The organism is Pseudoalteromonas undina, assembly GCF_000238275.3.
In the GTDB taxonomy this organism is placed as follows: domain Bacteria; phylum Pseudomonadota; class Gammaproteobacteria; order Enterobacterales; family Alteromonadaceae; genus Pseudoalteromonas; species Pseudoalteromonas undina.
On record NZ_AHCF03000003.1, the window covers coordinates 378,220 to 391,147 of the forward strand.

Consider the following 12,928-nt stretch of genomic DNA (forward strand, 5'->3'; position numbering starts at 1 on the left):
TCTTAATTCACTACCTCTCCCTGTTAGTTCTTTTTAGCACACAGCTTAAGTATTAAGTCATTGTATTGTTTACATGTAATCAATAAATTGTAATTATTTTGTCGAGAATGAAATCAGGTGATTAAAACGTAAAATATAAAAAAGGAAGTGACATTGAATTATCTCAATTGGTTGAAAAAGGAATACGCTGAGCTAGGTAATGTGTCAGACGAAACTATTAATGCTCATATAAACTCAGCCAAAATGGACTCTCAGCTATTTAGGGAGTTTATCAAAGTCTTAGGATTTTTAATTTTTGTGGTTCCATTCAATTTGTATCTGTCTATTTCAGGGGTGGTCACTTTTAATAGTATTTACTATTGGCTTATTGTGATCTTTTCGAGTTTTATTGGGGTTTTTGTTGCATTGTATTGCGAACAAACCTTAATTAAGAAACAGCTAAAAAAAACAATCCGCGATAAACACAGTAATAAAATATAAATTTAAAAATAAATTGACCGGCGAATTACATTATAAAAATAAAAAGGCAAGCCATATAGGTGTAGTAGCTCATATCTGATCTTACAGCTGAGGAGAATTAGTTTAGATTTCACCTGACAAGCAGCTAAGAGTGATAAGCGGATACTGAAAAAGTTAAATTTTTACTGCTTTTTTGAGTTGAAGCCTAGTTTTGTCTAATAACATTATTAAACGCCGTTTTGGGGCAAAATAACATGCTTAACTCCTAGCTTTTTTAATTACTTGTTTACAAAAGTAATTGTTGGTGAAATTATCATGGTATGTAATATACGCCTTTTTGGTGTGTTATAAACCACCAAAATGGGGTTCAATAAGCTGTTAAGTTTCTAAGGAGGGCTCATGCCAGAATTCAAAATATTAAATAATATTCTTGATTGTATGGAGTCAAATGGAACGACTTATAAAATGGTTGAAATTACCATTAATGAAGCACTTGTCGAAGAAATAAACTCAGATAGTAAAATATCATACACTTTAGAAGAGCTTAAAATGGCAGCGGATAAATGTCTTGCTCATGAATGGTTAAAACATAGCTATCTTGGCTCTGGCAAATATGAACATCTAAGAATAACACCAAAAGGTGTTGGCGCAGCAAGGTCGAAACAAAAATCTGAAGAGTTAAAGTCTTCTCGTTCATTCTTGAAAAAAGCATCGGATTATATTGAAGATCATAAAGGTTTGTTCATTGTTTTAGGCTTCTTTTTAGCTCTAGCTACATTCGCTTTAAAAATATTTGGAGACAGCTAATGGAAAATAAACAGTTTGAAATTTCCCTAAAGTGTTTGTTCTGTGATTGTGAACTACAAGGAGATACAGAAAAAGAATACAGCTCGGGTGACATGCTTGAATGTCAAGAGTGTGGAGAGTTGAATGACTATGATGCATTGATTGATGTGGCAGCCGATGAAGGAAGGGAAGTTGCCGCCAAATATGTAAACGAAGAAATTGAAAAGATGCTAAAAAAAGCATTCAAGTAATCGAAACTTAACAAACCAATTCAAAGGACAAAAAACAGCTGGCTTTTGCTCCTTCGTCGCTAATTTTAGCCAACAGTTTTATTGCCTCTTAACGAGGCATTAAGCCTATTAGGGGGCATTAATGAGTAAGTATGAATTGAAAGATGCTATTGATGAACATATGCCGCATATTGATGAAATTCTCCAAGAGTCAAAAGTAGCTATATTTGATCGGTTTATGCGAGCTGCTTCAATTTTTGTTGATGTTGCAATAACTGATTCTAGTTTTGGAAGCAAGGAAGAGCTTCTTAAAAGTGAAGCTTTTCTTAAGGGAATAATTCCATTGGTAAACGACTGGTATTGGGAGAAATATGGCGAGCTCGCGAAAAATCCAAAGGATATAATTTATTCGGGAATTGTTAATCCCTATGGGCAACCTGTACTAGTAAAAATCCCATCTACAACTAGTAGAGTTGAAGTACCAAATGAAACAGCATGGCTTACTTTTCCAGATTGCCTGCAAGAAAGCGAGTCATTACCCGATATGATTCAAACTCCATTGATACTGGATAAGCTACCCACAAATGAAAAAGAGGTACTACTTTCTGAGTTCGATGAAGTTGTATCTATGACGCGATCGATAAACCTAAATATAATGTCTGCTAGCAAACTTGATGCAGAAACTACTCATATGGCACAGGGAATATGGAGTCATTTTGAAAAAGCTATTACGGATATCCTTTCATTTAAAAATCATCAAGCATCTATTGGGTGTTGGGAGTTACATCTAGCAATAGAAAAAACGCTAAAAGTGTATCTAAAGCAGGCCGATGGAAAGAAATACTTTGGACACAATTTGAACACGCTCGGGAATAAAGCAAGGGACTATATTCCAGAAATTGACTTATCAATGATAAAATCGTTGCCAAGTGACAAAGATGCTATCCAGCTTCGATACTCCGAATTAGTTCATAATGTTGATGAAGCTGTGGATTATTATAAAAAAGCATTGGCATTGGTTTTCTTTATAACTAGCAAACTATCCCGAAAGTATAAGTTCAATAACGCGTCTTTCTTAATAAAAATGGCACCTTGGGCAAAGTAAGGCCTAACAAGTTGCTGCACTCGGAAAAATTAATCGCAGCGCTCCTAATTTTCCGGTGAGCAAGGCGTTAGAAGCAATGCAAACTTTTGAGTACAACCATACTATGATAAACAAGCTTGATAATTCGAATAAAGAAGTTGCCAATCAAATTTTCGAGGTCTTTCAAAATTCTTATAAAGTTGAAGCTAAACTTATTGGTATTCTTAATTTTCCACCGCTATCGCGCAGTGGCAAAGATATAGAAAGTTCCAAAACCCTATTTTACGGTTTTATTGAAAATGGATGTATTGCCGCAGTCATAGAGATTACTTTAAAAGATAAGTATTTAGAGATCGACAGTTTAACTGTTGACCCAAGTTATTTTAGGAAAGGCATTGCAAGCAAATTACTTAATTACGTTCTTGGCTCATTCGAATATACAAAAGCTATTGTAGAAACGGCTGTAGCTAACGAGCCCGCAATAAGGTTGTACAAAAAGCATGGCTTTGCGGAGTTAAAACGGTGGACTCCATCTCATGGCATCGAAAAACTAGCTTTGTTCAAACCTGACAGATCAAGTTAGTACTTATTAAAATAAACGAAGCTAACTACTTGAACTGGCTTATTTTATGTCGCTTATTATTGTTGCCCGAACCTCGAACCTCGAACCTCGAACCTCGAACCTCGAACCTCGAACCTCGAACCTCGAACCCCGAACCCCGCAATTAAGCTATCAGTTTTTCCGCAAGGTTGAGTTCCATTGTTGCTTTTAATAAACGGTATAAGTTAATTGACGCGTCAATTTCTTCTTTACGGTTGGTTAAGCTTTCAATATTTAAGCCCAGCGGCACACCTAAGTGGGCACAGCTTTTTAAAATTGAGTCGAGGTTTTCGCGACAAATACGCACTGATTCGCTTAGTGTATTTTCCGAATCAAGCATGCGCCATTTAGTTGCCTCTGGCACTGAGATGCCTAGCCACTGCATAAACTCTAAGGTTTTTTCACCACCACAAGGCGTAAAGGTTAATATAATTCGATTAGGTGTCAGGCCTTGTGCTTTGCATGTGCGCGCATAACTGGTTATTAAATCTATAGTTGCTTGTGCGTTGTAAACGGCTTGAGAGATAAAAAACTGGCACCCTTGTGCTGTTTTTTCTATTAAGCGTTGGTGCTCGTTACGCTTGTTGGCATGGCGCTCAGCAATGGTTACACCACCTAAAAAGAAGTCTTCAGACTGCTCTGCCAGAGTTTTATAGGCATTCGGTAAGCTCAGCTTTATATCACCTGCTGATGATGGGCTGCCCACTAGCACCACGTTTTTTAAATCGTAGTCATTTTTAGTTTCATCTAACCACGCTTTAAACTCACTCACACCGCGCTGAGCTACACTTTTATAAGTAATTACATCAAGATCAGATAAGCCTCGTAAGAGTTGACTGTACTCGCGCGGATCAACTGTTTGCTTAAATGCAAATGGACGCGCTTGCTCTGTACGGCTGCTTTCATCTTGAATGTCATAAATAATTACGCCGTCATATTCAATTTCGTGTAAACGGCCTAATAACTTTTCGGCAATGATTTTTAATTGCGCTTTATCAGTCCCAATTTTTGGCGGTGTTGTGCCAATTAGGTAAACACCTTGGTTGGTGTCCTGTATTTTTTCTTGAAGTGATAAAGCCATAATCCCCATTCCAGCTTAATTTGTGATGATGGATTTAATATAGCAGCCATTTAGACGTCTAGATAGATTTATTTGTTGAAAGTTTCTCAACTAACGTGAATTATTTTCATAGTTAAATTAAATAACTGACACAGTTGTTTACATAATTAATAGGCTTAGGGCTCTTATATTTAATTACTTTACGGCATACTTAGTTTGGTAAATGTTTTAAAAATTGCTCAATTTAAAAAGGGATAACAATGAAATTTAAATTATTGGCAACTAGCCTAGCGGTATCGCTGGCCTTAACAGGTTGTGCTATGCAGCAAAGTCAAAACACGCAAACAGCAGCTCAACAAGAACAAGTTAATAAAGCAGATGAGCGTGTTTTTTCACAAGATTACCTAATAGAAGAGCTAGATAACGGCCTACGTGTGATGGTAGTTAAAACCGATTACCCAGATGTAGTATCGCTACAAATACCTGTATCTGTTGGCTCGCGTAATGAAGTGGAAGCGGGTAAAACTGGTTTTGCTCACTTTTTTGAACACATGATGTTTAAAGGCTCTGAAAAGTTTCCGCAAGATGTGTATTCAGATATTCTAAAAAATTCAGGGGTTGATAACCGCGCCTACACAACTAACGATTACACTAACTACCACTTAAATTTTTCAAAACAACATCTTGATAAAGTACTTGAGATTGAAGCTGATATTTTTCAAAACTTAAGCTACACCGAAGAACAATTTAGAACGGAAGCGCTAACGGTCAAAGGCGAGTACTTAAAAAATAATGCCAGTCCAATTCGTAAATTATTAAGTGCGGTACGCCAAGAAGCGTTCGAAAAACATACCTATAAACACACTACAATGGGCTTTTTTGAAGACATTGAAGCTATGCCAGATCAAATGGCCTACGGTAAAGAGTTTTTTGATAAGTTTTATAAGCCTGAATATGTATCGCTTGTGATTGTTGGTGATGTTGATCCAAAAGAGACCATGGCGATGGTTAAAAAACATTGGGGTAACTGGCAAAAAGGCGACTATGTTGCTGATATTCCTAAAGAGCCAACTCAGCAAGCGCCAAAATATGTGCATGAGCAAAACGAGGGATTACCAGGCCATTGGTTACTTGTGTCGTATAAAGGGGCCGCATGGGAGCCTCAGAAAAAAGACAGAGCCGCACTAGATTTACTGTCGCAGCTTTATTTTTCGAGCAATTCAGATATTTACCAAGAGCTGGTAGTAGAAAAGCAAATCGCGAGTCAAATGTTTACCTATAACCCTGAAACTAAAGATCCAGGGTTACTGCATGTATTTGTAAAAGTTGAAAATGCCGATGATTTAGCCACAGTGCGTGATGCTATAAACCGTACGTATGCCAAAGCGCGTACCGAGTTGGTTGATAGCCAAAAACTCAGCGATTTAAAGTCTAATCTTAAATACAGTTTTATAAATGGTTTAGATTCGTCGCAAGCAATTGCTTCTACACTTGCCAGCTATATGCATTTTGAGCGCGATCCTGAGGTAATTAATCAGCTGTATAAATCGGCAGACAATATCACTAGCGAAGATATTAGAGCCGTTGCAAATAAGTATTTTGTTGATAATGCCCGCACCACAATTACTATGTCGGCACTTGATAAAGCCCCTGGTTTTGAACAAGAAAGCGATTTAAATGCCTTGGTAGCTAAGTATCAGCAAGTACCGAGTAAGCCAATCTTTAAGGTGCTGGATAAAACTAATAGCTCGCCGTTAATCGATATTAACTTACTATTTAATACCGGTGCCGCTGCCGATCCGCAAGGTAAAAAAGGGGTTGCTGCACTCACTGCCGCAATGCTGGCGCAAGGTGGCTCAACCTCAATGAGTTACAAAGATATTAAAAAGGCAATGTACCCACTGGCGGGTAGCTTTGGTTATCAAATAGATAAAGAAATGCTGTCGTTCCAAGGGCGTATTCATAAAGATAATGCAGCTCAGTGGTATGCCTTAGTGAGTGAGCAGCTGCTAAACCCAGGCTTTAGAGAAGATGACTTTAAACGTCTGAAAAAAGAAATGATCGATGGCATTAAATCAGGTTTAAAAGCCTCTAATGATGAAGAGTTGGGTAAAGAAGTGCTCTACAGTGTGCTTTATAAAGGCCACCCTTATGAAAGCTATAACTACGGTGATTTATCAGATTTAGAAGCGCTCACTCTTGATGATGTTAAAGCATTTTATAATGCTGAGCTTACACAAGCTAAACTTACTGTGGGTTTAATTGGTGCCGTGCCTGAAAAACTTAAAGCACAAATGTTAGCTGACTTGGCGACACTTCCAAAAGGCGAACAAAGCCGCTTAACAATCCCTGATGCGCCAGTGCTTGAAGGTCATCATGCAACAATTGTTGAAAAGTCAGCGCAATCAACGGCTGTATCGTTTGGCTTTCCTATTGATACCATTCGTAGCAGCGAAGACTGGACCGCATTGTGGCTAGTGCGTTCGTATTTTGGTGAGCACCGCAGTTCTAACAGTTACTTGTACGAACGTATTCGTCAAACGCGTGGCATGAATTACGGTGATTACGCCTATATTGAATACTTCCCTAGAGGTATGTTTCAAACTAAACCGGATGCAAACTTAGGCCGCTCTGAGCAAATATTCCAAGTGTGGCTGCGTCCACTGCGCTCAAACAATGATGCGCATTTTGCTACCCGTACCGCATTATTTGAGCTAGATAAGCTAATTAAAAATGGTATGACCGAGGCAGATTTTGAAGCCACACGTAACTTTTTAATTAACTTTGTGCCACAAATGGTTGCTAGTCAAAATCGTCAGTTAGGTTATGCGCTAGATAGCGAGTTTTATAACACCGACAGCTTTGTAAACTACGTCACAAGCAAACTGAAAACATTGACTGTTGACGATGTAAATCGAGTGATTAAAGACAACCTACAAACTGAGAATATTCACTATGTGTTTGTTACCGGTGATGGTGAAGATATGCAAAAACGTTTAGCAACTATGCAAACCTCGCCTATGGTGTACAACACCGATAAGCCTGCCGAGTTAGTGGCTGAAGATAAGGTAATTGCTGATTATAAACTGGCAATTCCTGCGAAAAATATTGAAGTAGTGAAAGTGGATAAAGTATTTCAATAATTTAAGTTTTTAAGTATTAAAAAATGCCCCTGTGCCGTAAGCATTGGGGCATTTTTATATTTTAGGTTGTAAATACTAGTTACTTACTAAAAGTACTGAGGCTGCACCAAGGGCAAAACTAATAACAGAGCTAATAACTAAACCAGCAATAAAACTTTTAGATGGACTGTTATTGGCATCATTTTGGTTGTTTTCATCAAGCTTAATAAGCTCACCTTGGCGTACTTCAAATACCGCACATAAGGCCATGGTGGTTTCTTTTGAGGCTGCACCTTCTTTTTCTACTCGTTGAATGGTTCGCAAGCTTATATCGCAGGCATCGGCAAGCTGTTGTTGTGTCCAATCGAATGTGTGCCTAAGCGACTTTACCGTTGTAGGGTTTAATTGCATGTTAAAGTTTCCCTACAAATAGTTCCATTACTGCTGCAGTGGTATAGCCAAATACTGCACCACCTAATGCACAGCCTAGAATAAATAAAGCTGCTTTTTTAGGATCGCTAGGAAGACTACTTTGAACTTGCTTGGCAAGCACTTCTTGATCTTTATATAGGGTGCATTCAAGTCGCCCAGTCAGTATATTGAGCATGTCAAACTTCACTTGGTACTGCGAGTTTTCAAAATCAAATTTGTGTGAGCTTTTTATATTAACACTGCGTCTACTGCTAACTAAGTCATCGTTAATATAGACTTCTTCTTTACCAGTAAAGTAGCTTCCAAAACAGGCTATTTGGTTATCGCCATCTTGAAAGTAAAATTTATAACCAAGTTTTTTTGTATTTAATATGTCGTTTTTCATCATCGTTATCCTTGTTGAGTTGATGATGCTAATTTAGCGTTTATTATTATTTTTTACGCCGTCAGCAGTACGCCAGTGGCCATTTTGGCACATGACACACGTGCTGTCATATGTTGTTATTTACTGATTTTTATTAACTTATTTTATTTTTGTATGAATAGCTAAATCAGCCTAGCTGTCATATGCTCTAGCTTTAAAAAAGTATTACATAGATAAAACTTAGCTAGTTATATCTAATAACTAGAACAAATAACGAAGGGATTAACACCTAGGCGGCTAAATCCGTTAGAATTAGCGGTAGGCTCTTTGTACTAACTTAAGGCATTATTATGCGTCATGAAATTTGGCAACAGCTTCGTAGCGAAGCAAATGAAGTAGTAACTCGTGAACCCCTTTTAGCGAGCCATGTGTATTCGTGTATTTTAAATCATGAGTGCTTAGGGTCGGCATTGAGTTTTATTGTTGCTAACAAGCTAGCTGATGCTGTGGTTTCTGCTTTTACAATCCGTGAGCTGTTTGACCAAGCTTTTGTAAAGTGTGACCGCATGCTGACACATGTTGCTCATGATATTAAAGCAGTAAAAGATCGTGACCCTGCAGCCGAAACCTACCTTACTGTGATTTTAAATTTAAAAGGGTTTCACGCCATACAAGCACACCGCTTAGCTAACTGCTTATGGCAACAAAATCGTAAAGAGCTTGCGCGCTTTATTCAAAGCCGTACCTCAGAGGTGTTTGGGGTTGATATTCACCCTGCCTGTAAAGTAGGCCAAGGCATCATGTTTGACCATGCTACCGGTATTGTAATTGGCGAAACCGCCGTGATTGAAGATAATGTATCTATATTACAATCGGTTACATTAGGTGGTACGGGTAACGAGCAAGGCGATCGCCATCCTAAAATCAGGGCGGGCGTACTTATTGGTGCGGGCGCTAAAGTGTTGGGTAATATTGAAGTGGGCGAGGGCGCACGTATTGGTGCAGGCTCTGTGGTACTAAGCCCTGTGCCGCCTCACACAACTGCTGTTGGCGTACCTGCAAAAATTATTGGTCGTCCTGATTGTGAGTGCCCGGCAGAAAGTATGAACCAAAACTTTTTAGAATACCCCGAGCCAGAAAACGAATCGCACACCAGTGCAATGCTTTAATTTTTGAGTACCTAGAAATGATATATAAAAGTAACCTTGTGGCTATGCTGCTCTGTTTTTCTTCAGGCGTGGCGTTAGCAAGTGGTTACTTTTTGTTTTTTAAAGATTCCACTCGTGTTTCCTCAGCGCCCAAACAAGCTGTAATCTCTTCGGCTAGCAATCAAGTCAATAATCAAACAACTACTTTGCAAGGTTTAGTGCAGGTTAATAAAGCCCAAGAGGCTGATCAACAAACTCAGCTAGCACAACATGTGGTTGAGCTTAATCAGCGGCTTGAAAAAAAATCAATCCAGCTTAAGCAGTCTCAACAACAGTTAAAGTTAAATCAATCAGAAAGTGTAGAGCTTGATGATGAGCTCGCAATACAGTTTGAACAAGAGGCTGATAATCTCGAATGGAGTTACGAGCTTGAAGTCGCGTTAACTGACTTTTTAATTATTAATGAGTTTGCAGATAGCGCTGAGCTTACAGCGCTAAAGTGTAAGCAAACAATTTGTAAGTTTGAGCTTACCATTAACCAACATGCCGTTAATTATGGAGCTAAATTATGGCGCGAGCTAAACGATAAACTTCATCTTGAACCTTGGTGGCAGCAATTTAAACTCAGTGCATCTCAATCTAACGATGCCCGTATTGAGTTTACTGTTAGTACGCAAGGCTAGCGCTTAGCAATATGGCTAAGCTTCTACCTTTGAAATAACCTGGCCATCTACTAACTCAGTGATCAACACATCACCCACTTTTACATCTTCCACTGATTTAACCACTTTATTTTGCGCCGTTTTCGTTATGCTGTAACCGCGCGCTAATACATTAAGGGGGCTGACCGAATCAAGCCGACTTGCTTGTAAGGCAAGCGTATTATTTGCGTGTTGTAGTTGCTGCTGCATCGCTTGGTGTAACCTTGCATGTAGTTGTGCTAACTGATGGTTTGCATTTGCTAGCTTTTTATCTGGTGATTGGCGCATTAGGCGTGGAGTTAAATTAGCTAACACGCGTTCTTGCTTGTATAAACGCTGACGCATTGCCTGTTGCAGTGCAATACTCAACTCATCTAAGCGTTGTGATTTTTGGTTTAGCTGATTGCGCGGGTGGCATAAATTTAAGCGGTGCTGCAACTGTGTGGCTAGTGCGCGTTTATCGGCAATGTCGTGTTTAAATGCATTCGCTAAACGGCTAATTAATTGGTTAACCTTATTGTGTAATTCTTGCGTATTGGGACTTACGAGCTCTGCGGCTGCAGAAGGAGTTGCTGCACGTACATCAGCGACATAATCGCTAATTGTGGTATCTATCTCATGGCCAACAGCGCTCACAATGGGTAGTGCGCTTTGATAAATAGCGCGAGCAAGGTGCTCATGGTTAAAGCACCATAAATCTTCTAATGAACCACCACCGCGTCCGAGAATGATAACGTCGACTTCATTACGTAAATTTGCCAGCTCTATTTGCTTTATTAAATGGCCATGGGCTTCTTTGCCTTGCACCATAGCGGGGTAAATAACGATTTCTAATTGCGGAGCACGACGTTTTAGTACTGTTAAAATATCTTTAATTGCGGCGCCTGTAGGTGAGGTGATCACCCCTATGCGATTTATGTTTTGGGGTAGGGATTTTTTATAAGCGGAGCTAAATAAGCCCTCTGCAGCCAAACGCATTTTTAGCGCGTCAAACTCTTGCTTAAGTTGTCCTTCGCCGGCAGGCTCCATATGTTCAACAATAAGCTGGTAGTCACCACGGGGCTCGTACAAAGATACACGTGCTTTAACGGTTACTTGTGCGCCGTTAATTGGTCGGTAACTTTGGTTGCGATTATTGCCTCGCCACATGGCGGCTTTAATTTGCGCTTTATCGTCTTTTAACGAAAAATACCAATGCCCAGAAGCAGGCGCAATAAAGTTAGAAATTTCACCTGTGAGTATTAAAGACGCAAAACCTTGTTCAAGTAAGGCACGTATTTCACGATTAAGGCGAGATACGGTATAAACCGTTTGCGAGGGCTTAGAAAACATAAAAACTACCAAAAAACATTTATAAATCTAGCTTATCATAAATAAATACAAAATATTATTTACTAGTGCCTACAACGCTGTTAAAATTTGGCCGCAATTCCTTATCTTAGATCCACATGTGAGAAGTTGCCAAAATGCTTAGAATCGCTAAAGAAGCTCTTACCTTTGATGACGTACTTTTAGTACCTGGTCATTCTACTGTTTTGCCACATACGGCAAATATTTCAACTCGCTTAACGCGTGGTATCAAACTTAACTTGCCGCTCATTTCAGCATCTATGGATACTGTTACAGAAGCTCGTTTAGCTATTGCCCTCGCGCAGGAAGGTGGTCTTGGTTTTATTCATAAAAACATGACCATTGCAGAACAAGCGAAAAATGTTCGTAAAGTTAAAACCTATGAAGCAGGTATTGTTTCATACCCTGTTACAGTAACCGCCGATCTGACTATTGCAGATGCCGTTGAGCTGTCTCAGGAAAAGGGATTCTCAGGTTTTCCGGTCACCGATAGCGAAAATAACCTTGTAGGTATTGTAACTAGTCGTGATATGCGCTTTGAAACTAAGCTTGAACAGCCGGTTTCAACAGTGATGACGAAAAAAGAAAACCTAGTAACGGTTAAAGAGGGAACTGCTCGCGAAGATATCTTAAGCTTAATGCACGAACACCGCATTGAGAAGATTCTTGTGGTTGATGATGCGTTTAAACTTAAAGGCATGATCACCGTAAAAGATTACCAAAAAGCACAAGACAAACCAGATGCATGTAAAGACGAGCAAGGTCGTTTACGTGTAGGTGCTGCGGTAGGCGTTGGCGCAGGCACTGATGAGCGAATTGCTGCATTAGTTGAAGCCGGTGTTGATGTACTACTAATCGATACTTCTCATGGTCACTCTCAAGGTGTTATTGACCGTGTTGCAGCGACTCGTCAAGCTTACCCAGACTTACAAATTGTTGCGGGTAACGTGGCAACTGCCGAAGGTGCTATTGCCCTTGCAGATGCCGGTGTTGATGCTGTCAAAGTAGGTATCGGCCCAGGTTCTATTTGTACTACACGTATTGTTACTGGTTGTGGTGTACCACAAATAACAGCCATTTCAGATGCGGTTGAAGGCCTTAAAGGTCGCGATATTCCAGTGATTGCCGATGGCGGTATTCGTTTTTCTGGTGATATTGTAAAAGCATTGGTTGCGGGTGCATCGTGTGTAATGGTTGGCTCTATGCTCGCGGGTACTGAAGAAGCACCAGGTGAAGTTGAACTTTATCAAGGTCGCTACTACAAGTCTTACCGTGGTATGGGTAGCTTAGGTGCGATGGATCAAAAAGAAGGTTCATCAGATCGCTACTTCCAAAAATCAAACCAAGCTGACAAGTTAGTACCTGAAGGTATTGAAGGTCGTGTTGCTTATAAAGGGCCAATTGCAACCATTATTCACCAACAAGTGGGTGGTCTTCGCAGTGCAATGGGCTTAACCGGTTGTGCCACAATCGAAGAGTTAAACACTAAACCACAGTTTGTACGTGTAACTTCTGCTGGTATGGGTGAGTCGCATGTTCATGATGTGCAAATCACTAAAGAAGCACCGAACTACCGTTTAGGCTAATCAGC

Annotated in this window: 12 protein-coding genes; 8 read left to right on the plus strand and 4 right to left on the minus strand. The window is 39.6% G+C overall.

The window, feature by feature from the left end; translation table 11 throughout:
- Positions 1-858: 858 nt before the first annotated feature.
- From PUND_RS05340 to PUND_RS05355, 4 genes are all read left to right on the plus strand, one after another.
- Positions 859-1,266 carry a hypothetical protein gene (locus PUND_RS05340; RefSeq protein ID WP_010387683.1) on the plus strand — a complete coding sequence of 136 codons (408 nt, stop codon included), beginning with the start codon at positions 859-861 and terminating at the stop codon, positions 1,264-1,266.
- Positions 1,266-1,496 carry a hypothetical protein gene (locus PUND_RS05345; RefSeq protein WP_010387685.1) on the plus strand — a complete coding sequence of 77 codons (231 nt, stop codon included), beginning with the start codon at positions 1,266-1,268 and terminating at the stop codon, positions 1,494-1,496. Before PUND_RS05340 ends, PUND_RS05345 begins: the two co-directional genes overlap by 1 nt.
- A gap of 121 nt (positions 1,497-1,617) precedes the next feature.
- Positions 1,618-2,580: a HEPN domain-containing protein gene (locus tag PUND_RS05350; protein ID WP_010387686.1), complete on the plus strand. Its 963-nt coding sequence runs from the start codon at positions 1,618-1,620 to the stop codon at positions 2,578-2,580.
- A gap of 103 nt (positions 2,581-2,683) precedes the next feature.
- On the plus strand, positions 2,684-3,142 hold the full coding sequence (locus PUND_RS05355; protein ID WP_041709633.1) for a GNAT family N-acetyltransferase: 459 nt from the start codon (positions 2,684-2,686) through the stop codon (positions 3,140-3,142).
- Positions 3,143-3,284: 142 nt separating this feature from the next.
- Here PUND_RS05355 and PUND_RS05360 read toward each other — a convergent pair whose 3' ends face one another.
- The gene (locus PUND_RS05360) at positions 3,285-4,241 is read right to left on the minus strand and encodes a methylenetetrahydrofolate reductase (RefSeq protein WP_010387688.1); all 957 of its coding nucleotides are present in this window, start codon (positions 4,239-4,241) and stop codon (positions 3,285-3,287) included.
- A gap of 239 nt (positions 4,242-4,480) precedes the next feature.
- On the opposite strand from PUND_RS05360, the gene PUND_RS05365 reads away from it, so the two are divergent.
- Positions 4,481-7,363 (plus strand): M16 family metallopeptidase, encoded by a 2,883-nt coding sequence (locus PUND_RS05365; RefSeq protein ID WP_010387689.1) that lies wholly within the window; start codon positions 4,481-4,483, stop codon positions 7,361-7,363.
- 75 nt (positions 7,364-7,438) lie between these two features.
- Here PUND_RS05365 and PUND_RS05370 read toward each other — a convergent pair whose 3' ends face one another.
- Both PUND_RS05370 and PUND_RS05375 read right to left on the minus strand, forming a co-directional pair.
- Entirely contained in the window at positions 7,439-7,753 is a 315-nt protein-coding gene (locus tag PUND_RS05370; protein WP_010387692.1) for a helix-turn-helix transcriptional regulator, read from the minus strand.
- Position 7,754: 1 nt separating this feature from the next.
- Positions 7,755-8,162: a hypothetical protein gene (locus tag PUND_RS05375; protein ID WP_041709745.1), complete on the minus strand. Its 408-nt coding sequence runs from the start codon at positions 8,160-8,162 to the stop codon at positions 7,755-7,757.
- Positions 8,163-8,488: 326 nt separating this feature from the next.
- Here PUND_RS05375 and cysE point away from each other — a divergent pair, with 326 nt between their 5' ends.
- A complete protein-coding gene (gene cysE, locus PUND_RS05380) occupies positions 8,489-9,307 on the plus strand; it encodes a serine O-acetyltransferase (protein WP_010387694.1) in 819 nt (272 codons plus the stop codon).
- Between the two features lie 17 nt (positions 9,308-9,324).
- Positions 9,325-9,969, plus strand: a complete 645-nt coding sequence (locus PUND_RS05385) for a hypothetical protein (protein WP_010387695.1) — start codon at positions 9,325-9,327, stop codon at positions 9,967-9,969.
- A 15-nt stretch (positions 9,970-9,984) separates the two neighbouring features.
- Here the strand turns inward: PUND_RS05385 and xseA are convergent, their stop codons facing one another.
- Positions 9,985-11,319, minus strand: a complete 1,335-nt coding sequence (xseA, locus tag PUND_RS05390) for an exodeoxyribonuclease VII large subunit (protein ID WP_010387696.1) — start codon at positions 11,317-11,319, stop codon at positions 9,985-9,987.
- A 134-nt stretch (positions 11,320-11,453) separates the two neighbouring features.
- Here xseA and guaB point away from each other — a divergent pair, with 134 nt between their 5' ends.
- On the plus strand, positions 11,454-12,923 hold the full coding sequence (guaB, locus tag PUND_RS05395; RefSeq protein WP_008110278.1) for an IMP dehydrogenase: 1,470 nt from the start codon (positions 11,454-11,456) through the stop codon (positions 12,921-12,923).
- Positions 12,924-12,928: the final 5 nt, after the last annotated feature.

Excerpts from the sequence above, each read along its gene's own strand:
- PUND_RS05385 (WP_010387695.1), top strand. The coding sequence starts at position 9,325 with ATGATATATAAAAGTAACCTTGTGGCTATGCTGCTCTGTTTTTCTTCA.
- xseA (WP_010387696.1), bottom strand. The coding sequence starts at position 11,319 with ATGTTTTCTAAGCCCTCGCAAACGGTTTATACCGTATCTCGCCTTAAT.
- PUND_RS05340 (WP_010387683.1), top strand. The coding sequence starts at position 859 with ATGCCAGAATTCAAAATATTAAATAATATTCTTGATTGTATGGAGTCA.
- PUND_RS05375 (WP_041709745.1), bottom strand. The coding sequence starts at position 8,162 with ATGATGAAAAACGACATATTAAATACAAAAAAACTTGGTTATAAATTT.
- PUND_RS05355 (WP_041709633.1), top strand. The coding sequence starts at position 2,684 with ATGATAAACAAGCTTGATAATTCGAATAAAGAAGTTGCCAATCAAATT.
- PUND_RS05350 (WP_010387686.1), top strand. The coding sequence starts at position 1,618 with ATGAGTAAGTATGAATTGAAAGATGCTATTGATGAACATATGCCGCAT.
- PUND_RS05360 (WP_010387688.1), bottom strand. The coding sequence starts at position 4,241 with ATGGCTTTATCACTTCAAGAAAAAATACAGGACACCAACCAAGGTGTT.
- PUND_RS05370 (WP_010387692.1), bottom strand. The coding sequence starts at position 7,753 with ATGCAATTAAACCCTACAACGGTAAAGTCGCTTAGGCACACATTCGAT.
- guaB (WP_008110278.1), top strand. The coding sequence starts at position 11,454 with ATGCTTAGAATCGCTAAAGAAGCTCTTACCTTTGATGACGTACTTTTA.
- PUND_RS05345 (WP_010387685.1), top strand. The coding sequence starts at position 1,266 with ATGGAAAATAAACAGTTTGAAATTTCCCTAAAGTGTTTGTTCTGTGAT.
- cysE (WP_010387694.1), top strand. The coding sequence starts at position 8,489 with ATGCGTCATGAAATTTGGCAACAGCTTCGTAGCGAAGCAAATGAAGTA.
- PUND_RS05365 (WP_010387689.1), top strand. The coding sequence starts at position 4,481 with ATGAAATTTAAATTATTGGCAACTAGCCTAGCGGTATCGCTGGCCTTA.